The sequence below is a fragment of the Streptomyces aurantiogriseus genome (assembly GCF_014649375.1).
Lineage (GTDB): Bacteria > Actinomycetota > Actinomycetes > Streptomycetales > Streptomycetaceae > Streptomyces > Streptomyces aurantiogriseus.
The window spans coordinates 83,800-109,063 of record NZ_BMSX01000003.1; the positions used below are offsets into that span (position 1 = coordinate 83,800).

The window sequence follows — 25,264 nt, forward strand, 5'->3', positions numbered from 1 at the left end:
CTCACGGGACGGGCCCTTACACCGGTCCACCGGGCCGATGACCAGCGACCAGCACGCGGTTTGCGTCACCGCAGTGCGGTCTGGGCTGTCGTGATCGTCTTCGGTGACCTGTCAGGACCATTCACTGAAGAAGCGAAGGCTACGAACCGTGCGTACGTACAGCCCCAAGCCCGGCGATGTGACGCGCCAGTGGCACGTCATCGACGCTCAGGACGTTGTCCTGGGCCGTCTCGCCAGCACTGCCGCCTCCATCCTGCGCGGCAAGCACAAGCCGATCTACGCCCCCCACGTCGACACCGGTGACTTCGTCATCATCATCAACGCCGACAAGGTGCACCTGTCCGGCAACAAGCGGACCCAGAAGATGGCGTACCGCCACTCCGGCTACCCGGGTGGTCTGCGTTCCGTCCGCTACGACGAGCTGCTGGACAAGAACCCCGAGAAGGCCATCGAGAAGGCCGTCAAGGGCATGCTCCCGAAGAACTCGCTGGGCCGTCAGATGCTCTCGAAGCTGAAGGTCTACAAGGGTGACCAGCACCCGCACGGCGCGCAGCAGCCGCAGCCGTTCGAGATCACCCAGGTCGCGCAGTAAGTCCGGCCACACCACCCCAAGCTGAAGAGAATCTGAGGAGAACCGTGGCCGAGACCACTGCCGAGCAGCCGCTCGAAGAGCTTGACATCGACAGCTACACCACCGAGTCCGAGGTCCCCGTCGAGGGCGAGTACACCTCGGAGTCCCTGGCCTCCCGCTTCGGCGAGCCCCAGCCGGCCGCCGGCCTGGGTCGCCGCAAGAACGCCATCGCCCGCGTCCGGATCGTCCCGGGCACCGGCAAGTGGAAGATCAACGGTCGCACCCTCGAGGACTACTTCCCGAACAAGGTGCACCAGCAGGAAGTCAACGAGCCGTTCAAGGTTCTCGAGCTCGAGGGCCGCTACGACGTCGTCGCCCGCATCGCCGGTGGCGGTGTCTCCGGTCAGGCCGGTGCGCTCCGTCTCGGTGTCGCTCGCGCGCTGAACGAGGCGGACGTCGACAACAACCGCGGCCCGCTGAAGAAGGCCGGCTTCCTCAAGCGCGACGACCGTGCGGTCGAGCGCAAGAAGGCCGGTCTCAAGAAGGCCCGCAAGGCTCCGCAGTACAGCAAGCGCTAAGCCTCGCTGCCTGCTCGTACGTCGCGGGCCTGGTCGCTCGTACGTCGTACTCCGAACGCCCCGGCGGCACGCCACAGTGCCGTCGGGGCGTTCGTTTTCTCGCAGTCGTGGGCGTATAACGGCACAAGGTGCTCAAAGGCTTGTGTGATCGGATGTTCAGGGCATCAAATGCCTGGATGCGGGAGCCGCCGCTGACCAACCGACGCGCCGCACGGCTTTCGAAACTGACGCTTCCTCAGGAGGACAAGTGGGACGACTCTTCGGCACGGACGGCGTGCGCGGTGTCGCCAACGCGGATCTCACGGCCGAGATGGCGCTCGGTCTGTCGGTAGCGGCGGCGCATGTGCTGGCCGAGGCGGGCACCTTCGAGGGCCACCGGCCGGTGGCGGTCGTGGGACGGGACCCGCGCGCGTCCGGGGAGTTCCTGGAGGCCGCCGTGGTGGCCGGCCTGGCGAGTGCGGGTGTGGACGTGCTGCGGGTCGGCGTGCTGCCGACCCCGGCTGTCGCGTATCTGACCGGCGCGCTGGGCGCCGACCTCGGTGTGATGCTCTCCGCCAGCCACAACGCGATGCCCGACAACGGCATCAAGTTCTTCGCCCGCGGCGGCCACAAGCTCGCCGACGAACTCGAGGACAAGATCGAGACCGTCTACGAGGAGCACCGGCGCGGTGAGCCCTGGGAGCGGCCGACGGGCGCGGGTGTCGGGCGCGTGCGCTCGTACGACGAAGGGTTCGACCGCTACGTCGCCCACCTCATCGCCGTTCTGCCGAACCGGCTCGACGGGCTGAAAATCGTCCTCGACGAGGCGCACGGCGCTGCCGCCCGGGTCTCGCCGGAGGCGTTCACGCGGGCCGGCGCGGAGATCGTCACGATCGGTGCGTCGCCGGACGGGCTCAACATCAACGACGGCTGCGGGTCCACGCACCTCGACCAGCTGAAGGCCGCCGTCGTCGAGCACGGGGCCGACTTCGGTATCGCGCACGACGGTGACGCGGACCGGTGCCTCGCCGTGGACCACACCGGCGAGGAGATCGACGGCGACCAGATTCTCTCGGTGCTCGCGCTGGCGATGCGGGAGCGGGGCGTGCTGCGCTCGGACACCGTGGTCGCCACCGTCATGTCCAACCTCGGCTTCAAGCTCGCCATGGAGCGGGAGGGCATCCAGCTCGTGCAGGCCGCCGTCGGCGACCGGTATGTGCTGGAGGAGATGAAGCAGCACGGGTACGCGCTCGGCGGTGAGCAGTCCGGGCACGTGATCATCCTCGACCACGCGACCACGGGTGACGGGACGCTGACCGGGCTCATGCTGGCGGCGCGTGTCGCGGAGAGCGGGAAGTCGCTGCGCGAGCTGGCGTCCGTGATGGAGCGGTTGCCGCAGGTGCTGATCAATGTGCCGGACGTGGACAGGTCCCGTGTCGGGGACTCCGCCGAGCTCTCCGCTGCCGTTGGTGAGGCGGAGCGGGAGCTGGGGGCCACCGGGCGAGTTCTTCTTCGGCCTTCCGGGACCGAGCCGCTGGTTCGGGTGATGGTCGAGGCGGCGGATATTGATCAGGCTCAGGCTGTTGCCGGCCGGCTTGCCGATGCGGTGAAGTCCGCGCTGGGCTGATTGCCGGGCCGGGTTCGGGGGCGGAGTTCTGTGCGTTGCGGGCTGCGGGTTCGTTGTGGCTGGTCGTTCCCCCACTCTCGACTTCGCTCGAGCGGGGGGACCCCCATCGCGGCGGAGCCGCAGATCGGCACAGCCCCGCGCCCCTGTGCTAGCTGCCCTGACCGGCATTGATACGTCCACGTTGCCGGGACCAGAGCCACTTCTGGAGCAGTAGGGTCAGCGCTCCTGCCAGGATGATGCCCAGGAGGTTCAGCAGGAGTTGTTCGGTTGAGCCCCAAGTCTGTCCCATGTCGCCGTAGCTCAGGGCTACGGCGGCATTGGCGGCGGCGGGGACCGTGGTGACCGAGATGGCCACGCCCACCAGAGCGCCGGACTTGGCGGAGGTCAGGGAGAGGGTGCCGGCCGCGCCCGCCAGGACGGCCACGATGAAGGAGAAGGCGTCGGGGGCGTAGACGAAGCCGGTCTGGGGGCGGTCGGCCTCCAGCTGTTCCTTGCTGAACAGGTCGATCCAGTCCATGAAGAGGCTGAAGACCACGGTCACCGCCATGGCCACCGCGAACCCGACCAGCAACGCGATCAGCGAGCGCAGTGCCAGGCGTGGGGCACGGCGCACGATCGACGTGGAGATGCCGGCGAGCGGGCCGAACTCCGGGCCCACCGCCATCGCGCCCACGATCAGGATCGCGTTGTCGAGCACCACTCCGCAGGCCGCGATCATCGTCGCCAGCGTGATGAACGCGAGGTAGGTGACGGAGAGAGTCGACTCCTCGTGGGTCGCGTCCGTCAGGTGCTCCCACAGGACCGCGTCGGCGCCCTCGCCCGGCGCCTCCGCCTCGGCCTTGTCGGCCCGCACCGACAGGGACAGGTCGATGTTCTCGACGGCGATCGAGCCGCTCTTGTCCAGGCCCAACTCCTGCAGGCCGGTGAGGAGTTCGTCAGCCGCCTCGCGCGCCACGTCGCACAGGACGACGTCGCCGGCCGGGTTGCGGGCGGCGCCCGGCACCACCGCCAGATGGGTGGTGCCCACGGTGTTCTCGATCAGGCGGACCACGGCGTCGGTCTTCTCCGACGGCGTGATCAGGCGCAGGTGCAGCATGGGGGCAGGGTAGCCGTCACAGTTTGCGCAGGCTCAACCGCTGCACCTTGTGGTCCGGGCCCTTGCGGACGACCAGGGTGGCGCGGCCGCGGGTGGGGGCGATGTTCTCGATCAGGTTCGGCTTGTTGATGGTGCGCCAGAGGGTGCGGGCGTAGGCGAGGGCCTCCTCCTCGGACACCTGTGTGTACTTCCTGAAGTACGAGTCCGGGTTCTGGAAGGCGGTCTGGCGCAGTTTCTTGAACCGGTTGAGGTACCAGCGTTCGATGTCCTCGGCGCTCGCGTCGACGTACACGCTGAAGTCGAAGTAGTCGGCGAGACCGACACGGGTGCGGCCGTCCTTGCCGGGGAGGGCGGGCTGGAGGACGTTCAGGCCCTCGACGATCAGGATGTCGGGGCGGCGGACCGTGAGCCGCTGGTCGGGGACGATGTCGTAGATCAGGTGGGAGTAGACGGGGGCCGTCACCTCGTCCTTGCCGGCCTTGATGTCGGCCACGAAGCGGGTGAGCGCGCGCCGGTCGTAGGACTCGGGGAAACCTTTCCGCGACATCAGGCCGCGGGCCTCCAGTTCCTTGGTGGGGAGCAGGAAGCCGTCGGTGGTGACCAGTTCGACGCGAGGGTGCTCCGGCCAGCGGGAGAGCAGGGCCTGGAGGAGGCGGGCGACGGTGGATTTGCCCACCGCCACCGAGCCGGCGACTCCTATGACGAACGGTGTGCCGGACTGGGAGCCCTGTTCGCCCAGGAAGGTGTTCAGTGCGCCTCTGAGACCGTCGGTGGCGCCGACGTAGAGGTTGAGGAGGCGGGACAGCGGGAGGTAGATGTCCCGGACCTCGTCGAGGTCGATGACGTCGCCGAGGCCACGCAGCTTCTCGACCTCGTCGGCGGTCAGCGGCAGCGGTGTCTTGTCGCGCAGCCCGCTCCACTCGCAGCGGGTGAGGTCGACGTAGGGAGTCGCCTCCGGCCGGTGCCGGTGGGCGCTCCGGGGTATCGGGGAGACCGGAGAGATCACAGTCCATTGTTAACGGAGTTTGAACGGGATGGCGGGTGGGGTCCGTCACGCCGGGCGGGAGGGGGCAAGGGAGGGGAGGTGGGCAGGGGGAGCGGGGTGCCTGCGGGGGGTTTTCGGGGTGGTCGAGGGCGTTCGGGGGCGCGTTCGGGGGCGGTTCGGATGCGGTGCGGGGGCTCGTACAGGCGCGGGAATTTCCGAATTCGGGCACGCGAAGGCCCTTTTGGAGCGTGATTCGGTCGTAGGCTGCCGCGCATGTGCGGAATCGTGGGATACGTGGGGTCGCAGTCGGCGCTCGAGGTCGTGATGGCCGGGCTGAAGCGACTGGAGTACCGGGGATACGACTCGGCGGGTGTCGCCGTGCCGGCGGACGGAGGGCTCGCCGCGGCGAAGAAGGCGGGCAAGCTCGTCAATCTGGAGAAGGAGCTCAGCGACCGGCCGCTGCCGACCGGGTCGACGGGCATCGGGCACACGCGATGGGCCACACACGGTGGCCCGACGGACACCAACGCCCATCCTCATCTCGACAACGCGGGGCGGGTCGCCGTCGTGCACAACGGGATCATCGAGAACTTCGCGGTGCTGCGGGCCGAACTCGCCGAGCGCGGACACGAGTTGGCCTCCGAGACCGACACCGAGGTCGTGGCCCATCTGCTCGCCGAGGAGTTCTCGGTCACGGCCGACCTCGCGGAGGCGATGCGGCTGGTGTGCCGGCGGCTCGAAGGCGCGTTCACGCTGGTCGCGGTGCATGCGGACGAGCCGGATGTGGTCGTGGGCGCGCGACGGAACTCGCCGCTGGTGGTGGGCGTTGGAGAGGGCGAGGCCTTTCTCGCCTCGGACGTCGCCGCGTTCATCGCCCACACGCGGTCGGCGATCGAGCTGGGTCAGGACCAGGTGGTGGAGCTGCGCCGCGACGGTGTGACCGTGACCGGGTTCGACGGGCGTCCGGCGGACGTGCGATTGTATCACGTCGACTGGGACGCGTCAGCCGCGGAAAAGGGGGGTTATGACTACTTCATGCTCAAGGAGATCGCCGAGCAGCCCAAGGCGGTCGCCGATACGTTGCTGGGGCGCATCGACGCGGCCGGCTCGCTGACGCTGGACGAGCTGCGGATCTCTCCGGGGGCGCTGCGGGAGGTCGACAAGGTCGTCGTCATCGCGTGCGGTACGGCCTTCCACGCCGGGATGATCGCGAAGTACGCCATCGAGCACTGGACGCGCATCCCGTGCGAGGTGGAGCTGGCGAGTGAGTTCCGGTACCGGGATCCGATCCTGGACCCGCAGACCCTGGTGATCGCGATCTCGCAGTCCGGCGAGACCATGGACACGCTCATGGCGCTGCGGCACGCCCGTGAGCAGGGCTCCAGGGTGCTGGCGATCTGCAACACCAACGGTTCGACGATTCCGCGTGAGTCGGACGCGGTGCTGTACACGCACGCCGGGCCGGAGGTGGCCGTCGCGTCGACCAAGGCGTTCCTGACGCAGTTGGTGGCGTGTTATCTGGTCGCTCTGTATCTCGGCCAGGTGCGCGGCACCAAGTGGGGTGACGAGATCCGGGCCGTGATCCGGGACCTCGCGCAGATCTCCGGTCAGGTCGAGCGGGTGCTGGAGACCATGGAGCCGGTGCGCGAGCTGGCGCGTTCGCTCGCCCACAAGAACACGGTGCTGTTCCTCGGGCGGCACGTGGGCTACCCCGTGGCGCTGGAGGGTGCGCTGAAGCTGAAGGAGCTGGCGTACATGCACGCCGAGGGCTTCGCGGCGGGCGAGCTGAAGCACGGGCCGATCGCGCTCATCGAGGAGGATCTGCCGGTGGTCGTGGTCGTGCCGTCGCCTCGGGGGCGGTCCGTGCTGCACGACAAGATCGTGTCCAACATCCAGGAGATCCGGGCTCGGGGGGCGCGGACGATCGTGATCGCGGAGGAGGGGGACGAGGCGGTCGTGCCGTATGCCGACCATCTCGTGCGGATTCCTGTCACGCCGACGTTGTTGCAGCCGTTGGTGGCCACGGTGCCGTTGCAGGTGTTCGCGTGCGAGCTGGCCACTGCGCGGGGGAACGAGGTGGATCAGCCGCGGAACCTGGCGAAGTCCGTCACCGTGGAGTAGTTCCTCACGGGGCGGGGCGTCTGAGGGGGGTGGGGTGAGGGGGTTTTGTGCGGGTGCGGGTGTGTGTGGGGGGGCTGGTCGCTCCCCCACTCTCGACTTCGCTCGAGCGGGGGGACCCCCATCGCGGCGGAGCCGCATGTCGTCACAGCCCCGCGCCCTTGATCGCCTGCGGCGATCCCGGGGACGCCGCGGTTCGCCTTCGGCGATTCCCGGGGCGCCCCTGGTCGCCCGCGGCGAACCTGGCGCCCCCGGATCGCTCGCGGCGATCCTCGGGCGCCCCCGGATCGCCCCTGGCGATCGGGGAGTGCCCCAGCAGTCGTCAACCTCGTCGGCGTTTCCGGGCCTGGTAGAGCTTCCAGGTCACCAGGGCCAGGGGGATCTCCAGGATCCACACGCCCACCACCGCGTCCCACTCCGGTGCTGCGGCGCCCGCCTCGTCGGCTGTGATCACGGCGCACAACAGGCCCCAGACCGCGGCGAGGAGGCCGACCAGCCAGAGGCCTGCGGTCCAGGCCCAGGTCGAGCGGCCAGTGCCGGCAGAGCCCGCGGTCGAGGTCTGCTTGCGGGGTTGCGGGATCTGGTCCGGTTCGCGGGCCGGCATCCGTACCACCGCCTCCGCCGGTACGGCTGAGTCCAGGAACGCCGTGCGTTCCGGGGTGACGCCTCGGTAGAGGGTCGGTTCGACGGTGATGACGAAGCCGTCGTGGCCGGTGAGGGAGCGCGCGCCGTCGGGGCGGGTGGTCATGACGGCGCAGGCGTCGTAGCGGACGGTGATCGGGCCCTTGGGCGTCGTGAGGGTGACGCCCTCGGTGCCGATGGTCAGGGTGACCCGGTCGTCCTCCAGGGACTGGTGCCGGGTGCCGGTGACGGCCGTCGTGGAGTACTGGGGGGCGAGGGTGAAGCCGGCCCAGTCGACGCCCTGGCCCGGCACCTGGAGCAGACCGCCGTCCCAGGCCTCGCGGGCGACCTCGTGCAGGTCGGCGAGGGTCACCGCGTTCAGCTCGGCCTTGTGCTGTTCGGGGGAGAGGATCCGGTGCCCGAGCAGCAGACTCAGCGCGTACGACGGCAGCGAGGCGGCCCCCAGGTCGGGGGTGTCGTACATCTTCAGCAGCTTGGTGCGGACGGAGTCCAGTTCGGACTGCTCGATGCGGCCCGCGCGCAGGCGGGCGAGGGTGTCGACGAAGCCGCCGACCACCGCGTCCTGCTTCTGCGGGAGGGAGTCGGCGTACGCGGTGAGGGTGGCGAAGCCGGCGTCGCGCGGGGAGCAGTCGGCCTCCGCCGAGTAGGAGTAGCCGCCCTCCTGGCGCAGGTCCTGGAAGAGGGCCCGGCCGAGGACGTCCGCGAAGACGGAGGCGGCGGTGGAGCGGCGCAGCACCGAGGTGAAGACGACGTGGCCGTCGTCGCCGTGGATGTAGGCCGGGGTGACGGGCAGCGCGCTGGTCGCGGCCGGCGCCGGGAAGCGGCGGCCCTCGGGCAGGGTGAGGTCGAGGCCCTCCGGCATGTGGTCGCTGGTGATCCACAGCACCGCGTTGTCCCGGGTGAACCGGGTCTGCGCCCACTGCCGTACCTGCTCGGGCGTCAGGCTCCAGGTGCCGAGCTCGTTGTAGCTGGACAGGCCGTAGCCCTGGGCGCCGTAGCGCCACAGCGGGAGCTGGGAGAAGGGGCCGTTGCCGCGGCCCGCCGCCTCCGTGCGCAGGATCTCCTTCTCCGTCTCCAGCCGGTCCATCGGCAGGTCCCGCAGGCCCGCGCACACGGTGTTGAGGTGGGCGACGACCTCCGCCTCGCTGCCGGTGACGTGGAAGAGGGTGTACGCGTTCGCCGTCGCACCGTTGTAGTGCAGGTCGGACAGGCCGAGGCGGTGCAGGGCGAGGTGCTCGACGAGGTGGGTGATGCCGGCGGTGGCCAGGGTCTCGTCGGCGCGGCCCACCCGGAAGAAGAGCCCGGCGGTGATCTCGTTGCCGGAGGCCGGGGCGTAGAGGGTGGGGATGCCCTGGGTGGTGGTGTGGGAGATCAGGCCGTCGAGGACGGCGAGGCCGTTGTGGTCGTGCAGTTCGGTGGTCATGTGTCCCGGCCCCCTCAGGCTTCCATCGCGGACTTGCGGAACTTCAGGAACGAGGCCTTCGGGTCGCCCATGTAGTCCCACGGGAACTCCGAGGCGCGGTCGCCGAGGAAGGCGAAGTGCGGGGCCGCGTCCGCGAAGTGACCACCGAGCGAGAAGGCGAACGCGAACGCGCTGTGCGCCCCGATCGAGTTCCAGTTGGGCCGGTAGGACGGGTGCAGCACCGAGACCTGGGCGGCGAACCGCAGGTCGTCGCGGACCGGCAGACCCCGCATGTAGGCCCCGCGCTCGGTGCTCTCCAGGTCCAGCCAGTGCTCGATGTGGGCGAGCGCGACCAGGGCGCCGGCGTTCGAGCCGTCGGGCGCGGCGGTCGCGCACTCCCGGGCGAAGCCGTGCGCCGCGTCCCAGGAGCCGCCCCACTTGGGGCAGATCTGCTGCAGCAGCTGCGTCTGCGCGTGGTAGTGGTGCGGGTGGTGGGCGGACAGCCGGTCGTAGCGGCGGCGCGCCTCGGCCTGACCCAGTTGCAGGCCGCGGGCGGTCATCAGCCGGACCGTCCAGGCGGGGGCGTACGCCGGCTGCTCGGCGCACACCTCGATGAGGATCTGCTCGGCCCGGCGCAGCCAGGCGTGGAACTGGTCGAACTGGTCCCGCGAGACGTGCTGCGCGCGGGCGCCGCTGCGGATGTCCCAGCCGATGTAGACGTACCGGTGGGCGAGCAGCGTGCGGGGCAGCGGGTCGCCGGGCAGCTCGGTGACCGCCCGCTCCAGAAAGTTCTCGGCGCCGGCGATGTCGGCGAGGAGGGACGAGGCCGAGCAGACCTTCTCCACGGAGTCGAGTCCCGCGATGAAGGCCCGGACGGCGGGCCAGTGGCCGGCCTGCGCGGCCGTGCGCAGGGGGATCAGCTCGGGCGTGTTGTCGTACGGGTCGAAGGTGGGTCCTCCGGAGCCCGTGGATCTGCCGCTGATGGTGCTGCTCATTCCTCCGCCCCCTGGCGTTGCTGTCCGCGGCGCGCAGGCTGCCCCCGAGGGCGCGCGGCGGTGATGTGAGTGACCGATATGACTTGTGTGACTTATGTGATCGAGTCGCCGCAGGCTAGCAGCAGGCTGTGACAACCGGGGCGGCGGGCGGAGCGTCAGCTGTGCGGAACCGGCTGCTCCGAGGCCTGCGCCCGGCGGCTCAGGAGCGGTCGCAGTTCCCTGCGGAGGCGCAGGAGTTGCCCATGGCGGGAGGGCTCGGGCACTTCCACGGGGCGGAAGGTCAGGACGGCCGGGCTCCCGTCGCCGGCGAGTGGATCACACCGCGCAGGGCCGGTTCCAGATGTCGTCCGGGACGGAGGGCGGGGGCGGCGCCAGGAGCCGGAGAATAGGGAGGGCCTTGGCGGCGGCTGCGCGAAAGGCGTCGTAGGACTCGGCCGCGTCCTCGCCCGCGGGCAGGACGGGCAGCCGCGGGCCGGCTCCGCTGCGGATGGTCGGGCGGGACGGGCGCCGGGGGCAATGTCCCTCCGGTCGGCCGCAGTTCGGCCTCCCGTTGCGCACCGGCTCACGCCGATGGCGTACACCAGACTGAGGAGCGAGCGGAGTGCCGTCAGTGCTACGGCCATGGTGATGAGCCGCGCTCCAGGCTGCCGGCCAGCCGGAACGGCGGCGCGGCGAGTGGAAGCCCATCGGCACCCGTGCGCTTCGAGTGACCCCCGCTCCGTAAGGTGCTCGCATGAGCATCATCGGGGTCGGGATCGACGTGGCCGAGATCGACCGGTTCGCGGCGTCGCTGGAGCGCACGCCGGGGCTGGCCCAACGGCTCTTCCTGGAGAGCGAGTTGCTGCTGCCCAGCGGGGAGCGCCGGGGCGTCGCCTCGCTCGCGGCGCGGTTCGCGGCGAAGGAGGCGCTCGCCAAGGCGCTGGGGGCGCCGGCTGGGCTGCTGTGGACCGACGCGGAGGTGTACGTCGAGGACAGCGGGCGGCCGCGGCTGCGGGTGACGGGGACGGTGGCGGCGCGGGCCGCGGAGCTGGGCGTACAGTCCTGGCACGTGTCGTTGAGCCATGACGCGGGGGTGGCCTCGGCCGTGGTCGTCGCGGAGGCGTAGACGCGGGGGCGAAGCCCTTCGGCGGGGAGGCGCAGGCGTCTTGGGGTGCTCCGGTGTGAGGTGCGGGGGCGGCGGCAAGGGGTTTTGGGGGGAGGCGCAGGTGTCTTGGGGTGCTCCGGTGTGAGACTGGGGCGTATGCGTACTGCCTACAGCGTGGACACGGTCAGGGCCGCCGAACGGCGCTTGATGGCGCGGCTGCCGGAGGGGGCGCTCATGCAGCGGGCCGCCGCCGGGCTCGCCGCCGCCTGTGCGGATGTGCTGGGGCGGGTGTACGGGCGGCGGGTCGTGCTACTGGTCGGCAGCGGGGACAACGGTGGTGACGCCCTGTACGCCGGGGCGCGGCTGGCCCGCCGAGGGGCCGGGGTGACGGCGGTGCTGCTCGCGCCCGAGCGGACCCATGCCGGGGGGTTGGCGGCCCTGCTGCGGGCGGGCGGGCGTTCGGTCTCGCCGGCGGATGCCGAGGAGGTCGTCCGGCGGGCCGACCTCGTGCTCGACGGCATCGTCGGGATCGGCGGCAGGGGCGGACTGCGGCCGGACGCGGCTGCGCTTGCCGCTCTGGTCGCCGCGTCGCGCGCCGCCGTTGTCGCCGTGGACCTGCCGAGTGGTGTCGAGGCGGACACGGGAGAGGTGCGGGGGGCTGCCGTACGGGCCGATCTGACCGTCACCTTCGGGACGCACAAGCCGGGGTTGCTGATCGATCCCGCACGCGAGTACGCCGGGGTGGTGCGGCTGGTCGACATCGGGCTGGAACTTCCCGAGGAGGCCGAGCTGGAGGCGTTGCAGCACGCCGATGCGGCCGCGCTGTTGCCGGTGCCGGGGGTGGAGAGCGACAAGTACCGGCGGGGGGTGGTCGGGATCGCGGCCGGGTCCGCCCGGTATCCGGGGGCCGCCGTGCTGGCCGTGGCGGGTGCCCTGCGGGGTGGTGCGGGGGCCGTGCGGTACGTCGGGCCGGCCGGGGAGGCGGTCATCGCCCGGTTTCCCGAGACGCTCGTGTCCGACCAGGGGCCCAAGCAGGCCGGGCGGGTGCAGGCGTGGGTCGTCGGGCCGGGGGCCGGGGACGACGCGGGGACGGTGGCGGAGGTACTGGACGCGGATGTGCCGGTGCTGGTGGACGCGGACGGGTTGCGGTTGGCGGAGGTCGGGGCGGTGCGGGCGCGTACGGCGCCGACGCTGATGACTCCTCATGCGGGGGAGGCGGCCGCGTTGTTGGGGGTGGCGCGGGAGGAGGTCGAGGCGGGGCGGTTGGCCGCGGTACGGGAGTTGGCGGGGCGGTATCGGGCGACGGTGTTGTTGAAGGGGTCCACGACGTTGGTGGCGGACGCGGGGGGTGGGGTGGTGCGGGTGAACGCGACGGGGACGGGCTGGCTGGCGACGGCCGGGAGCGGGGATGTGCTGTCGGGGGTGGCGGGGTCGTTGCTGGCGGCGGGGCTTTCGGCCTTGGACGCGGGGAGTGTGGGGGCGTACTTGCATGGGTTGGCGGGGCGGTTCGCGGCGGAGGGGGCGCCGGTGGGGGCGCATGAGGTGGCGGGGGCAGTGGGGCGGGCGTGGCGGGATGTCGTACGGCGGTGAGGTGCCCGCCGGGGGGTGCCGTGGGGGTGTTGCTCGCCCCCGCCGCCCCTACCCTTCCCGTCCCCAGGGGCTCCGCCCCTTCGACCCCACCAGGGGGCTCCGCCCCCTGGACCCCCGCGGGGCTGCGCCCCTGCACCCCACGCCGGGCTACGCCCCTGGACCCCACGCCGGGTTGCGTCCCTGGACCCCGGCGGGGCTGCGCCCCTGCACCCCACGCGGGGCTGCCGCCCCGCACCGCGCTTCGGCCCTGAACGGGCCTCGTCCTCAAACGCCGGACGGTCTGGTTTTGGCGGGCTCGGCCGAAAAGTGGCGAGTTGGCTGGTTTGGCCAGGCTTGGCCGAACCGGTGCTTGGCGGGCTGGTTTGGTCGGGTGCGGTTGAACCGGTGCTCGGCGGGCTGGGTGGCCGGGTGGGTTGAAAAGGTGCCGGGCTTGCTGCTCTCTCTCCCCGTTCGTCGGAACGAGTGACCCGTCCGCGCGGCGCCCCCGTGCCCCGGCACCGTCGCGTTTCCCTGATCGCGTGCGGGGGCGCAGGGCGGGCTCTTAGGGGGTGTCCGAGGGCTCTGAGACACTGGGCGCGATGAGTGAGACTGCACAGCCGACCGCCAACCCGTCGCGCGCCCGCGCCGAGATCGACCTGGCCGCGTTGCGGGCCAATGTGCGGACCCTGCGGGCCAAGGCGCCGGACGCGGCGTTCATGGCCGTGGTGAAGGCCGACGGGTACGGACACGGTGCGGTGCCCTGTGCCCGGGCCGCCGTCGAGGCGGGCGCCACGTGGATAGGGACGGCCACGCCCGAGGAGGCTCTCGCGCTGCGCGCGGGTGCCGGGCTGCCGGCGGACGTCCGGATCATGTGCTGGCTGTGGACGCCGGGCGGGCCCTGGCGGGAGGCCGTCGAGGCGGACCTGGACGTGTCCGTGAGCGGGATGTGGGCGCTGCGGGAGGTCGTCGAGGGGGCCCGGCTCGCGGGGCGGGCCGCTCGGGTGCAGCTCAAGGCCGACACCGGGCTCGGGCGCAACGGCTGTCAGCCCGGTGACTGGCCCGAGTTGGTCGCCGAGGCGCTGCGTGCCGAGGCCGAGGGGCTCGTCCGGGTCACCGGGCTGTGGTCGCACTTCGCCTGCGCCGACGAGCCCGGGCATCCCTCCATCACCGCCCAGCTCTCCCGCTTCCGCGAGATGGTGGCCTACGCCGAGCAGCAGGGCGTACGGCCCGAGGTGCGGCACATCGCCAACTCGCCGGCCACGCTGACGCTTCCGGAGACCCACTTCAACCTCGTCCGACCGGGCATCGCGATGTACGGCATCTCGCCCAGCCCGGAGCTCGGCTCTGCCGCCGACCTGGGCCTGCGCCCGGTGATGACGCTGGCGGCCTCACTGGCCCTGGTGAAGCACGTCCCGGGCGGGCACGGCGTGAGCTACGGCCACCACTACACGACCCCCGGCGAGACCACCCTCGGCCTGGTGCCCCTCGGGTACGCCGACGGCGTCCCCCGGCACGCCTCCGGGACCGGGCCGGTCCTGGTCGGCGGCAAGTGGCGTACGGTCGCCGGGCGGATCGCGATGGACCAGTTCGTCGTCGACCTCGGTGGCGACGAACCCGGTGAGGGCGCGGAAGCCGTGCTCTTCGGGCCCGGCGACCGCGGGGAGCCCACCGCGGAGGACTGGGCGCAGGCCGCGGGCACCATCGGGTACGAAATCGTCACACGCATCGGAGCGCGGGTTCCGCGCGTCTATGTGAACGAGGAACGAAACGGGTAACCCGCAGGCGGGCAGGAGTCAGGAGTACGGGTAAGGCCTCAACGCCGGGAGGGGGCGGGGCCAGGGAAGGGGACGGGGGCTGGGGAGGGGGACGGGGGCCGGGGACCGCCGGTGGCGGGTTTTCGAGGCGTTCGACTCGGCGACCGGCCCGGTACCGTCGCGGGCTCGGGCACCTGGGCAACAGCAGTAACGAAGGCAACGGCAGTAACAGCGGTACCAGCAGCACCAATCGGAATCCGGCGAAGAGGAGCGGTACGTGAGCGAGAGCAGTGCGGAGGCAGTGGCGAGTGCCGCCTCGGCGGCCGTCGCAGCCGCCTCCGCCACGGGGGCGGCCGGGGGCTGGCGCCGGGCGACCGGTATCGCCGGCGCCGCGATAGGCGTGATCGCCGCGGGCGCCGCGGCCGGAGTCGCCCTGGAGCGGATGACCGTGGGCCGCGGCATGCGGGCCAAGGCCCGGCTCGCCCTCGACTCGACGGGCCCGTACGGCGCGCTGCGCGGCACGCCCGGCAAGGCGTTCGCCGACGACGGCACCGAGCTGTACTACGAGGTCGACGACGTCGAGCCCGAGGGCGGCTCGGCCCCCCGCCGCCGACGGCTCTTCGGCCGCAAGGCCCCCCTCCCCGTCACCGTCGTCTTCAGCCACGGCTACTGCCTCACCCAGGACTCCTGGCACTTCCAGCGGGCGGCGCTGCGGGGTGTCGTACGGACCGTGCACTGGGACCAGCGCAGCCACGGGCGCTCCGCGCGCGGGGCCGGCCAGGTCCAGGACGGTACGCCGCTCACCATCGACCAGCTGGGGCGCGATCTGAAGGCCGTGATCGACGCGGCCGTGCCCGAGGGGCCGGTCGTGCTGGTCGGGCACTCCATGGGCGGGATGACGGTGATGGCGCTGGCCGCGCAGTACCCCGAGCTGATCCGTGAGCGGGTCGTCGCCACCGCCTTCGTCGGTACGTCCTCGGGGCGGCTCGGCGAGGTCAACTTCGGGCTGCCGGTCGCGGGTGTCAACGCCGTACGGCGGGTGCTGCCGGGCGTGCTGAAGGCGCTGGGGCAGCGGGCCGAGCTGGTGGAGAAGGGGCGGCGGGCCACCGCCGATCTGTTCGCCGGGATCATCAAGCGGTACTCGTTCGCCTCCCGGGACGTCGACCCGGCCGTCGCCCGGTTCGCCGAGCGGATGATCGAGGGCACGCCGATCGACGTGGTCGCCGAGTTCTACCCGGCCTTCACCGACCACGACAAGACCGAGGCGCTCGCCTGTTTCAAGGACATGCCGGTGCTGGTGCTGGCCGGCATCGGGGATCTGGTCACGCCGAGCGAGCACAGCGAGGCCATCGCCGACCTGCTGCCGGACGCGGAGCTGGTCCTCGTCCCGGACGCCGGGCACCTGGTGATCCTGGAACACCCGGAAGTGGTCACCGACCGCCTCGCCGACCTGCTCACCCGCGCGGGTGCCGTGCCCGCAGGGGCTACCGTGGGTGGCTATGGAAGCACCAGCAGCACCGCACAACCCGGCTGAGACCGAGCTGATCGTCAACTCCCCCGAACAGATGCGGGAGTTGGGCCGCCGCCTGGCCAAGCTGCTGCGCGCAGGCGACCTCGTGATGCTCAGCGGGGAGCTCGGCGCGGGCAAGACGACGCTGACGCGCGGGCTGGGCGAGGGGCTCGGGGTGCGTGGCGCGGTCACCTCCCCGACGTTCGTGATCGCCCGCGTCCACCCGTCCCTCGGGGACGGCCCGCCGCTTCTCCACGTCGACGCGTACCGCCTGTCCGGCGGGCTCGACGATATGGAGGACCTCGACCTCGATGTGTCGCTGCCCGAGTCGGTGGTCGTCGTGGAGTGGGGCGAGGGGAAGGTCGAGGAGCTGACCGAGGAGCGGCTCCAGGTACGGATCCACCGGGCCGTCGGAGACACGACGGACGAGGTGCGGCATGTGACGGTCACCGGGCTCGGGGAGCGGTGGGCTTCGGCCGACCTGAGTGTGCTGGCGGCCTGAGGGGGCGGCGGCTCCTGGGCCGTCCTGAGGGCCGCCCTGGACATCGTCGTGTCCGGCGTTCGTATGAAGGTTCCGACAAGACGTCGGCAAAATGTTGCGTTCGGCGTCTTGTGCGTGGTCACATGGTATCCCGTCCCTAGTTAGGTGTACCTAACCAGGCCCGCCCCGGCCCCAGGAGGCGTCCATGCCGGCCACCGAGCCCAAGGCCCAGCCGAAGCCGTTCGCACTCGCCGGGGTGTCCATGCACGATCTGCTGGCCTCCTGCGCGGCCGCGGACGCGGTGTCCCGCCCGCCGCGCGAGCCCGAGCAGCAGGACCAGCGGACTCCCCGCGAACACCGTGAGGCCGCGTAGCCGGGTGCGGCGGCCCGGGCCCTAACGGATCACGACGATCCGCACGCCGATCGTCGCGAACCGCCACATCGCGTCGCCGTCCGCGCGCGACTGGCGGATCCCGCCCGTGCGCACCGCCGGATAGCGGACCGGTGCCGGGCCGCCCACGGCCGTGCTGAAGCCGATGACCACCCCGCCGACGCTCGCGAAGCGCACCACGTGCTCGATGGGGATGCCGTCGCTGCCGGTGGTGGCCTTCGAGCGGGAGGTGACGTGGTAGGCGCCGGGTGCCGGGTCGACACTGCCCGGGGCGACCTTGAACGTCCGCTCCACCTTGCCGTTCTCGCGGACCAGCCAGACCCGGTCGTCGTCCACCGAGTACACGACCCGCTCACCCTTGCCGGAGCCGGACGGCAGCGAGGTGGGGCGTTTTCTGTCCCTGGGGGCCTTCGACGCGGTCGGCGAGGCGCCGGCCTGCGGTTTGCCGCTCGTGACGGGTCCGTTCGCGGACGCCTGGAAGGCGAGGAACCCGACCGTCGCGAGCGCCGCGGCGGTGAGCCCGGCAACGAAGGTCGAGCTGCTGCTTGCCACCGGCGACCACCTCTTTGTCGTACTTCTTCATGCTTCGCGGCGACGTTAGCAGCCGGCGAGGGCTTGATCGGGGTGGTCGGGGGCGGGGTGGGGCCGTGTCGGGAGTGCTGGCCGCGGGGCGGTGGCGGGGCGTGTCCTGGCCGGGGCGTCCGGGACCGTGCCCGGGTCCGCCCTTCGGGTGGGTGACAGGGCGTCCGACAACGGGCCCCGCGGAGCCGTAGGCTGTTTGCGTGCTCTTGCTCGCTCTGGATACCGCCACTCCCGCCGTGACCGTCGCCCTGCACGACGGTACGGACGTCATCGCCTCGTCGAGCCAGGTGGACGCGCGCCGGCACGGTGAGCTGCTGCTGCCGGCCGTCGACCGGCTCCTCGCCGGGGCGGGGCGCCCGCTCGACGCCGTCACCGGGATCGTCGTCGGCATCGGCCCGGGCCCGTACACCGGGCTGCGCGTCGGCCTGATGACCGCCGACACCTTCGGTCTCGCGCTCGGCGTCCCCGTGCACGGCCTGTGCACCCTCGACGGACTCGCCTACGCCGCCGACCTCGAAGGCCCCTTCGTCGTGGCGACCGACGCCCGCCGCAAGGAGGTCTACTGGGCGCGCTACGCCGACTCCCGCACCCGGCTCACGGACCCCGCCGTCGACCGTCCGGCCGACATCGCCGAGCGGGTGGCCGGACTGCCGGCCGTCGGCGCGGGCGCGCTGCTCTACCCCGACACCTTCCCGAACGCGCACGAGCCGGAGCACGTGTCCGCCGCGGCCCTCGCCTCGCTGGCCGCCGAGAAGCTGGCCGCCGGCGAGGAACTCCCGGCCCCCCGTCCGCTCTACCTGCGCCGGCCGGACGCCCAGGTCCCCAAGAACTACAAGGTGGTCACCCCCAAGTGACCGAGCCCGTCATCCCCGTGCTGCGCGAGATGCGCTGGTGGGACATCGATCCCGTCCTCGAGCTCGAGAAGGACCTCTTTCCCGAGGACGCGTGGTCGCGCGGCATGTTCTGGTCCGAGCTGGCGCACTCCCGCGGCCCCGAGGCGACCCGCCACTACGTCGTGGCCGAGGCCGGCGACCGGATCGTCGGCTACGCGGGCCTGGCGACCTCCGGCACCGAGTCCGACAGCGGCTCCGCCGCGGGGGCCGATGTGCAGACCATCGCGGTGGCCCGCGACCGTCAGGGCACGGGCCTCGGCGCCCGTCTGCTGACCGACCTCCTGCGCGCGGCGACCGCGTTCGAGTGCGCCGAGGTCATGCTGGAGTGCCGGGTCGACAACGTCCGCGCCCAGCGGCTGTACGAGCGCTTCGGCTTCGAGGCCATCGGCTTCCGGCGGGGCTACTACCAGCCGGGGAACGTGGACGCCCTGGTGATGCGCCTCACCACAGCATCCAACAGCGGCTCCGCCGCGGAACCGACATCAGTGCAAGGAACCGACATCAATGGCTGACGAACCTCTCGTCCTCGGCATCGAGACCTCCTGCGACGAGACCGGCGTCGGCATCGTCCGCGGCACCACCCTGCTGGCGGACGCCGTCGCCTCCAGCGTCGACGAGCACGCCCGCTTCGGCGGAGTCGTGCCGGAGGTGGCGAGCAGGGCCCACCTGGAGGCGATGGTCCCGACCATCGACCGGGCGCTGAAGGAGGCGGGTGTCTCCGCGAAGGACCTGGACGGCATCGCGGTGACGGCGGGGCCGGGGCTGGCGGGCGCGCTGCTGGTCGGCGTCTCGGCGGCGAAGGCGTACGCCTACGCGCTCGGCAAGCCCCTCTACGGCGTGAACCACCTCGCCTCCCACATCTGCGTGGACCAGCTCGAACACGGCCCGCTGCCGGAGCCGACGATGGCCCTGCTGGTCAGCGGCGGCCACTCGTCCCTGTTGCTCTCCTCCGACATCACCTCGGACGTCCGCCCGATGGGCGCCACGATCGACGACGCGGCGGGCGAGGCCTTCGACAAGATCGCCCGTGTGCTGAACCTCGGCTTCCCCGGCGGCCCGGTCATCGACCGGTACGCCCGCGAGGGCGACCCGGAGGCGATCGCGTTCCCGCGCGGTCTGACCGGCTCGCGCGACCCGGCGTACGACTTCTCCTTCTCCGGTCTGAAGACGGCGGTCGCCCGCTGGATCGAGGCCAAGCGGGCGGCCGGCGAGGAGGTGCCGGTGCGCGATGTGGCGGCCTCCTTCCAGGAGGCCGTCGTGGACGTCCTCACCCGCAAGGCCGTTCGGGCCTGCCGGGACGAGGGCGTCGACCACCTGATGATCGGCGGCGGCGTCGCCGCCAACTCCCGCCTGCGCGCCCTCGCCCAGGAACGCTGCGAGAAGGCCGGCATCCGCCTCCGCGTCCCCCGCCCCAAGCTCTGCACCGACAACGGCGCGATGGTCGCCGCCCTCGGCGCGGAAATGGTCGCCCGGGGCCGGGCCGCGTCCAGCTGGGACCTGTCGGCCGACTCGTCCCTCCCGGTGACGGACCCGCACGTCCCCGGCAACGGCGACCCGCACGACCACGACCACGTCCACGAGGTCAGCAAGGACAACCTGTACCCATGAGGATCACGCAATGACGGTCGCGCTGATGTGGGAGGCCCGGGCGACGGAGGGGCGGGGGAAGGAGCTCCTCGCCTGGGCGCAGGCGCAGCGGCTCGACCGTGAGCCGCTGCGCCGGGAGACGTTCCGGGCGCCGGGTGATCGGGTGCTCGTGATCACCTGGTGGGACGCGGAGTTCGACGCGGTGGTGCCCGAACTGCCCGAGCCGGCCGGTGAGCTGGTGAGCCGGGCGGTGCATCGGTGGCGGTTCGAGGCGGTGGCGGGGGAGGGGTAGGGCCGCGGTGGGGCCGGCTCCGGCACGGCCGCCGCCCGTCCGTGCCTCAGGTGCCCGACACCTCGACCTCGCACCTCAACCGCCGCCCGGCCCCCACCTCCCGTACCGGCCCCGTGAGGTTCAGCCGCCTCGTGTGCCGTACGTCCGCACTGGACGCCCCCACCCGCAGCTCCAGCACCCCCGGTTCGACCACCCGCCTCCCCTCCCGGTCGGTGAACGCCGACAGGTCGGTGTGGAAGCGGAAGGTGACGCGGGTCGACTCGCCGGGCTCCAGCTCCACGCGCTGATAGCCGATCAGGCGGATGTCCGGGCGGGTCACCGAGGCGACCGGGTCGTGGAGGTAGAGCTGGACGACCTCCGCGCCCGCCCGGTCGCCGGTGTTGCGGACCGTCAGGGAGACGTCGTACGCGCCGTCCGTGCCGATCTCGGTCTCCTCGGCCCCGCCGGAGAAGTCCTCCCACGCGAACGTCGTGTACGAGCGCCCGTGGCCGAAGGGGTACAGCGGGGTCGGGTCCAGGTTGCTGACCTCTCCGGCCAGGCCCAGGGGCGGCTGGAGGTAGGTCCATGGCTGGCCGCCGGGCACCCGGGGCACGCTCACCGGCAGGCGGCCTGAGGGGGTGACGCGGCCCGACAGCACTCCCGCGACCGCCGGGCCGCCTTCCTCCCCCGGGAAGAAAGCCTGGACGACCGCGCCCAGGCGGCCGTGCCAGCGGCCGAGCGCGTAGGGGCGGCCGGTGAGGAGGACCAGGACCACCGGGACGCCCGTCGCCACCAGCGTGTCCAGCAACTCGCCCTGCACGCCGGGCAGGTGGAGGTCCGTCACATCGCAGCCCTCGCCCGAGGTGCCCCGGCCGAACAGGCCCGCCCGGTCGCCCAGGACCGCCAGGCAGACGTCCGCCTCCGAGGCCCTCGCCACGGCCTCCTCGAAGCCCGTCGTGTCCGGGTCGGAGACCCCGCAGCCCTCGGCGAACGTCACCTTCGCGTCGGGGAGTTCGGTCCGCAGGGACTCCAGGAGCGTCGGGATCTCGATGCCGAGCCCCACCTCGGGGTGATGGGTGAGGACGTGGGAGGGGAAGGAGTAGCAGCCGAGCATCGCCAGGGCGTCCGCCGCCCGCGGGCCCACCACCGCGACGCGGGTGTCGGGGGGCAGGGGGAGCAGGCCGTCCGGGTTGTCCAGCAGGACCACCGACTCCTCCGCCAGCCGGCGGGCCAGGGCGCGGTTCGCCGCCGAGTCGAGGTCGATCCTCTCCGGTGTCTCCGGCCGCCAGTCCTGGTCGAGCAGGCCGAGCTCGCACTTCTGCACCAGCACCCTGCGGGCCGCCCGGTCGATCAGTTCCTCCGGTACCTGGCCCTGGCGCACGGCCGCCACCAGCGCCTCGCCGTAGTACTTCACCGTCGGCAGCTCGACATCGATGCCCGCCTCCAGGGCCAGACGTGCCGTCTGGGCCGGTGTGCCCGCCACCCGGTGCAGTGTCTGCAGGAAGCCGATGCCGAAGTAGTCGGCGACCACCGTCCCGGTGAAACCCCAGTCCTCGCGCAGGAGCTGGGTCAGCAGCTCCGGGTCCGCCGAGGCCGGGACGCCGTCCCGTTCCGTGTACGCCGCCATCACCGAGCGCGCCCCGCCCTCGCGCAGCGCCATCTCGAACGGCGGGAGGGTCACGTCGGCGAACTCGCGGGTGCCCGCCCGGACGGGGGCCAGGTTGCGGGCGCCGGCCGAGGAGGCGTACCCGGCGAAGTGCTTGAGGGTGGCGACGACGCCGGCCGACTCCAGGCCGCGGACATAGGCCGTGCCGATCGTGCCGACCAGGTACGGGTCCTCGCCGATCGTCTCCTCGACCCGGCCCCAGCGCGGGTCGCGGACGACGTCCAGGACGGGGGCGAGGCCCTGGTGGACGCCGACCGCGCGCAGGTCGCGGCCGATGTGCCGGGCCATCTCCTCCACCAGCGGCGGGTCGAAGGCGGCTCCCCAGGCCAGCGGGACCGGGTAGGCGGTGGCCTGCCAGGCGGTGAAGCCGGCCAGGCACTCCTCGTGGGCGACCGCGGGGATGCCGAAGCGGCCCGCCTCGGCGATCCGGCGCTGGGCGCGGGCCAGGGCGCGGGCGCCGAGCGCCGGGTCCACGGGGGCGGTGCCGAAGGAGCGGGTCAGCTGGCCGAGTCCCCGGGTGATCAGCTCGGCCAGTTCAGCGTCGGAGAAGCCGGTGGTCATGTCGTGCTGGTGCGGGGCGACTCCGTCGCCGTCCGTCGCGGCGCCGACCCACACGCCGTACAGCTGGGCGGTCTTCTCCTCGAGGGTCATCCGGGAGAGGAGGTCGTCGACGCGGGCGGCGGCGGGCAGGGCGGGGTCACGCCAGGGGGCGGTGGTCATGAAACTCCTGTCAGAGGGTCGGTGAGCCACCAGTCGGATATCGGTGTCGCTGATCGGTGTCGCTGATCGGTGTTCGCTGTCGGGCGTACGAATGTTTCGACACTAACTTCGAATGTTCCGGGAACCTATGGCCCGGCGAAGGGTTCGTCAAGAGGTCGCGCGGGGATACGATCGCCGCCATGACACCCTCGGAGCCCGCTGAAACGCGGACGGAAGACCGGCCGACACGGCGATCGACAGCGCAGACGGCCACGCTCGCGGAGATCGCCCGCGAGGCCGGCGTCTCGGCGCCGACTGTTTCGAAGGTCCTCAACGGCCGCGCCGACGTCGCCCCGGCGACCCGCACCCGCGTCGAGGAGCTGCTGCGCGCCCACGGCTACCGGCGCCGGCGCGCCGAGGCGACCCGCTCCCCCCTGATCGACCTGGTCTTCCACGAACTGGAGAGCGCGTGGGCCATGGAGGTCATCCGGGGTGTGGAGAACGTGGCGCGCGACGCCGGGCTGAGCGTGGTGCTGAGCGAGAGCGCCGGGCGCCTCACGCCGGGGCGGACCTGGGCCGACCAGGTCGCCGCCCGTCGCCCGCACGGTGTCGTCCTCGTGCTGTCCGGGCTCGACGAGTCCCAGCGGGCGCTGCTGACCAGCCGTTCCATCCCGTTCGTGGTGATGGACCCGGCAGGGGATCCCGGGGCGGACGTGCCCTCGATCGGGGCCACCAACTGGCAGGGCGGCCTCGCCGCCACCCGGCACCTGGTGGAGCTGGGGCACCGGCGGATCGGCGCGATCAGCGGGCCCCCGCAGATGATGTGCAGCCGGGCCCGGATCGACGGCTACCGCGCCGCCCTGGAGACGGCCGGGCTGCCGGTCGACTCCGGGCTGATCAAGACCGGCGACTTCCACCATGAGACCGGCTACCGGCTCGGCCGCGAGCTGCTCGCCCGCCCCGACCGGCCCACCGCCGTGTTCGCCGGCAACGACCTCCAGGCGCTCGGCTTCTACGAGGCCGCCCGTGAACTGGGGCTGCGCATCCCGCAGGACGTGAGCGTGGTCGGCTTCGACGACCTGCCCGTGGCCCGCTGGATGGGCCCGCCGCTGACGACCGTACGGCAGCCGCTGACCGAGATGGCCGAGGCGGCGGCCCGGCTGGTGCTGGAGCTGGGGCGGTCGCAGGAGGCGCCGACGGCGACCCGGGTGGAGCTGGCGACCAGCCTGGTGGTGCGCACGAGCACGGCGGCGCCGCCGACGGAGGGGGGCCTGGAGGCACCGGTGGCCGAAAGTTGACGTATTGACGGGTGTGGGGGGCGCCTCCACACTCCTCCGAAGTCAATCGGTTGCACGACCGAAACTTTCGGAGGCACCCGCCATGAGATCCTCCAGAACATCTCTCGGGCGCCGCATCGCGGCCCTGTGCGCCGGCGCCGTCACCGTCGGCGCCCTCCTCACCGCCGGCACCACCACCGCCCACGCCGCCGACACACCCCTGCGCGACCTCGCCGCCGCCAAGGGCAAGGTCATGGGCACGGCGGTCACCGGCTCCAAACTCACCGGGACCTACGGCGACATCGCGGGGCGGGAGTTCAACTGGCTCACCCCCGGCAACGCCATGAAGTGGGGCTCGGTCGAGCCGACCCAGGGCACCTTCAACTGGGCCGAGGCCGACCAGATCGTGAACTTCGCCGAGGCCCACGGCCAGGAGGTGCGCGGTCACACCCTGGTCTGGCACAGCCAGAACCCGAGCTGGCTGACCAACGGCAGCTGGACGCCGGCCCAGCTCACCACCCTGCTCCAGAACCACATCAACACCGAGGTCGGCCGCTACAAGGGCCGCGTCGCCGCCTGGGACGTCGTCAACGAGCCCTTCAACGAGGACGGCACCTACCGCTCCACCCTCTGGTACAACGGCCTCGGCGCCGACTACATCGCGAACGCCCTGACCTGGGCGCGGGCCGCCGATCCGGCTGCCGAGCTCTACATCAACGACTACAACGTCGAGGGCGTCAACGCGAAGTCCACCGCCCTGTACAACCTGGTCAGGTCCCTGAAGGAGCGCGGTGTCCCGATCGACGGCGTGGGCCTGCAGGCGCACCTGATCCTCGGCCAGGTCCCGTCGAGCTTCCAGCAGAACATCCAGCGCTTCGCCGACCTCGGCGTCGATGTGGCGATCACCGAGCTGGACATCCGGATGCAGCTCCCGTCGGACACGGCGAAGCTCACCCAGCAGGCCGCCGACTACAAGGCGGTCATGAACGCCTGCCTGGCCGTGACCCGGTGCACCGGCGTCACGGTGTGGGGCTTCACCGACTCCGACTCCTGGATCCCGAGCACCTTCCCGGGGCAGGGCGCGGCGACGCCGTACGACGAGAACTACGCGCCGAAACCGGCGTACCACGCGATCGCCGCATCGCTCGGCGGCACCACGACGCCGCCACCCACGGGTGCGTGCACGGCGGTGTACAGCGTCACCAGCCAGTGGAACACCGGCTTCACCGGGCAGGTGCGGATCGGCTGCTCGGGTGCGGCGCTGTCCTCCTGGAGGGTGAGCTGGAGTTTCGGTGCGGGGCAGCAGATCACGCAGGCCTGGAACGCGAACTGCACCCAGTCGGGGGCGGCGGTCACCTGTTCCAACGCCTCGTACAACGGGACGGTTCCCGACGGCGGTTCGGTGACCTTCGGGTTCAACGGGTCGTGGAGCGGGAGCAATCCGGTGCCGGTGGTGACACTGGGCTGAGTGGGGCCCGGAGAGTATGAGATTTTCCGAAGAAACTCG

At 72.0% G+C, this 25,264-nt stretch carries 22 protein-coding genes; 16 read left to right on the forward strand and 6 right to left on the reverse strand.

The window, feature by feature from the left end; genetic code table 11:
* The first annotated feature begins 148 nt into the window (after positions 1-148).
* From rplM to glmM, 3 genes are all read left to right on the forward strand, one after another.
* Positions 149-592 carry a 50S ribosomal protein L13 gene (gene rplM / locus IE263_RS07000; RefSeq protein WP_137303147.1) on the forward strand — a complete coding sequence of 148 codons (444 nt, stop codon included), beginning with the start codon at positions 149-151 and terminating at the stop codon, positions 590-592.
* Positions 593-636: 44 nt separating this feature from the next.
* Entirely contained in the window at positions 637-1,149 is a 513-nt protein-coding gene (rpsI, locus tag IE263_RS07005) for a 30S ribosomal protein S9 (RefSeq protein ID WP_019754544.1), read from the forward strand.
* Between the two features lie 247 nt (positions 1,150-1,396).
* The gene (glmM, locus tag IE263_RS07010) at positions 1,397-2,755 is read left to right on the forward strand and encodes a phosphoglucosamine mutase (protein WP_189933381.1); all 1,359 of its coding nucleotides are present in this window, start codon (positions 1,397-1,399) and stop codon (positions 2,753-2,755) included.
* A 148-nt stretch (positions 2,756-2,903) separates the two neighbouring features.
* Here the strand turns inward: glmM and IE263_RS07015 are convergent, their stop codons facing one another.
* Positions 2,904-3,851, reverse strand: a complete 948-nt coding sequence (locus IE263_RS07015; protein WP_189933383.1) for a DUF389 domain-containing protein — start codon at positions 3,849-3,851, stop codon at positions 2,904-2,906.
* Positions 3,852-3,867: 16 nt separating this feature from the next.
* Positions 3,868-4,857 (reverse strand): type I pantothenate kinase, encoded by a 990-nt coding sequence (coaA, locus tag IE263_RS07020; protein WP_189933386.1) that lies wholly within the window; start codon positions 4,855-4,857, stop codon positions 3,868-3,870.
* A 252-nt stretch (positions 4,858-5,109) separates the two neighbouring features.
* Between coaA and glmS the strand changes: the two genes are divergently transcribed.
* Positions 5,110-6,957 (forward strand): glutamine--fructose-6-phosphate transaminase (isomerizing), encoded by a 1,848-nt coding sequence (gene glmS, locus IE263_RS07025; RefSeq protein ID WP_189933388.1) that lies wholly within the window; start codon positions 5,110-5,112, stop codon positions 6,955-6,957.
* Positions 6,958-7,276: 319 nt separating this feature from the next.
* Here glmS and IE263_RS07030 read toward each other — a convergent pair whose 3' ends face one another.
* Both IE263_RS07030 and IE263_RS07035 read right to left on the reverse strand, forming a co-directional pair.
* Complete coding sequence (locus IE263_RS07030; RefSeq protein ID WP_189933390.1) at positions 7,277-9,019, reverse strand: M16 family metallopeptidase; 1,743 nt, start codon at positions 9,017-9,019, stop codon at positions 7,277-7,279.
* 14 nt (positions 9,020-9,033) lie between these two features.
* Positions 9,034-9,993 (reverse strand): hypothetical protein, encoded by a 960-nt coding sequence (locus IE263_RS07035; RefSeq protein ID WP_189933392.1) that lies wholly within the window; start codon positions 9,991-9,993, stop codon positions 9,034-9,036.
* Between the two features lie 733 nt (positions 9,994-10,726).
* Here IE263_RS07035 and IE263_RS07040 point away from each other — a divergent pair.
* The 6 genes from IE263_RS07040 to IE263_RS07065 all read left to right on the forward strand — a co-directional run bounded on the left by IE263_RS07040 (position 10,727) and on the right by IE263_RS07065 (position 16,764).
* Positions 10,727-11,098, forward strand: a complete 372-nt coding sequence (locus tag IE263_RS07040; RefSeq protein WP_189933394.1) for a holo-ACP synthase — start codon at positions 10,727-10,729, stop codon at positions 11,096-11,098.
* Between the two features lie 135 nt (positions 11,099-11,233).
* A complete protein-coding gene (locus IE263_RS07045; protein ID WP_189933396.1) occupies positions 11,234-12,667 on the forward strand; it encodes an NAD(P)H-hydrate dehydratase in 1,434 nt (477 codons plus the stop codon).
* Between the two features lie 578 nt (positions 12,668-13,245).
* Positions 13,246-14,421 (forward strand): alanine racemase, encoded by a 1,176-nt coding sequence (gene alr, locus IE263_RS07050; RefSeq protein WP_189933399.1) that lies wholly within the window; start codon positions 13,246-13,248, stop codon positions 14,419-14,421.
* Between the two features lie 256 nt (positions 14,422-14,677).
* Positions 14,678-15,934: an alpha/beta fold hydrolase gene (locus IE263_RS07055; RefSeq protein ID WP_189933401.1), complete on the forward strand. Its 1,257-nt coding sequence runs from the start codon at positions 14,678-14,680 to the stop codon at positions 15,932-15,934.
* Complete coding sequence (tsaE, locus tag IE263_RS07060) at positions 15,900-16,412, forward strand: tRNA (adenosine(37)-N6)-threonylcarbamoyltransferase complex ATPase subunit type 1 TsaE (protein ID WP_189933403.1); 513 nt, start codon at positions 15,900-15,902, stop codon at positions 16,410-16,412. Before IE263_RS07055 ends, tsaE begins: the two co-directional genes overlap by 35 nt.
* 184 nt (positions 16,413-16,596) lie before the next feature.
* Positions 16,597-16,764, forward strand: coding sequence for a hypothetical protein (locus IE263_RS07065; protein ID WP_189933406.1), 168 nt, complete (start codon positions 16,597-16,599; stop codon positions 16,762-16,764).
* A gap of 21 nt (positions 16,765-16,785) precedes the next feature.
* On the opposite strand, the gene IE263_RS07070 is transcribed toward IE263_RS07065, so the two are convergent.
* Positions 16,786-17,334: a L,D-transpeptidase gene (locus tag IE263_RS07070; RefSeq protein ID WP_189933407.1), complete on the reverse strand. Its 549-nt coding sequence runs from the start codon at positions 17,332-17,334 to the stop codon at positions 16,786-16,788.
* Between the two features lie 230 nt (positions 17,335-17,564).
* Between IE263_RS07070 and tsaB the strand changes: the two genes are divergently transcribed.
* Genes tsaB through IE263_RS07090 form a run of 4 tightly spaced genes read left to right on the forward strand, consistent with a single transcriptional unit; the run spans position 17,565 to position 20,136 of the window.
* Positions 17,565-18,218, forward strand: coding sequence for a tRNA (adenosine(37)-N6)-threonylcarbamoyltransferase complex dimerization subunit type 1 TsaB (gene tsaB / locus IE263_RS07075; RefSeq protein ID WP_189933408.1), 654 nt, complete (start codon positions 17,565-17,567; stop codon positions 18,216-18,218).
* A complete protein-coding gene (rimI, locus tag IE263_RS07080; RefSeq protein ID WP_229910830.1) occupies positions 18,215-18,769 on the forward strand; it encodes a ribosomal protein S18-alanine N-acetyltransferase in 555 nt (184 codons plus the stop codon). The genes tsaB and rimI overlap by 4 nt, the downstream gene beginning before the upstream one ends.
* Positions 18,762-19,865 carry a tRNA (adenosine(37)-N6)-threonylcarbamoyltransferase complex transferase subunit TsaD gene (gene tsaD / locus IE263_RS07085; RefSeq protein ID WP_189933411.1) on the forward strand — a complete coding sequence of 368 codons (1,104 nt, stop codon included), beginning with the start codon at positions 18,762-18,764 and terminating at the stop codon, positions 19,863-19,865. The genes rimI and tsaD overlap by 8 nt, the downstream gene beginning before the upstream one ends.
* Before the next feature lie 10 nt (positions 19,866-19,875).
* Positions 19,876-20,136, forward strand: coding sequence for a hypothetical protein (locus IE263_RS07090; RefSeq protein ID WP_189933413.1), 261 nt, complete (start codon positions 19,876-19,878; stop codon positions 20,134-20,136).
* Positions 20,137-20,182: 46 nt separating this feature from the next.
* On the opposite strand, the gene IE263_RS07095 is transcribed toward IE263_RS07090, so the two are convergent.
* Complete coding sequence (locus IE263_RS07095; RefSeq protein ID WP_189933415.1) at positions 20,183-22,501, reverse strand: beta-xylosidase/alpha-l-arabinosidase; 2,319 nt, start codon at positions 22,499-22,501, stop codon at positions 20,183-20,185.
* A gap of 179 nt (positions 22,502-22,680) precedes the next feature.
* Between IE263_RS07095 and IE263_RS07100 the strand changes: the two genes are divergently transcribed.
* Both IE263_RS07100 and IE263_RS07105 read left to right on the forward strand, forming a co-directional pair.
* Positions 22,681-23,778: a LacI family DNA-binding transcriptional regulator gene (locus IE263_RS07100; protein ID WP_189933417.1), complete on the forward strand. Its 1,098-nt coding sequence runs from the start codon at positions 22,681-22,683 to the stop codon at positions 23,776-23,778.
* A gap of 82 nt (positions 23,779-23,860) precedes the next feature.
* Complete coding sequence (locus IE263_RS07105; protein WP_189933419.1) at positions 23,861-25,225, forward strand: glycoside hydrolase family 10 protein; 1,365 nt, start codon at positions 23,861-23,863, stop codon at positions 25,223-25,225.
* Positions 25,226-25,264: the final 39 nt, after the last annotated feature.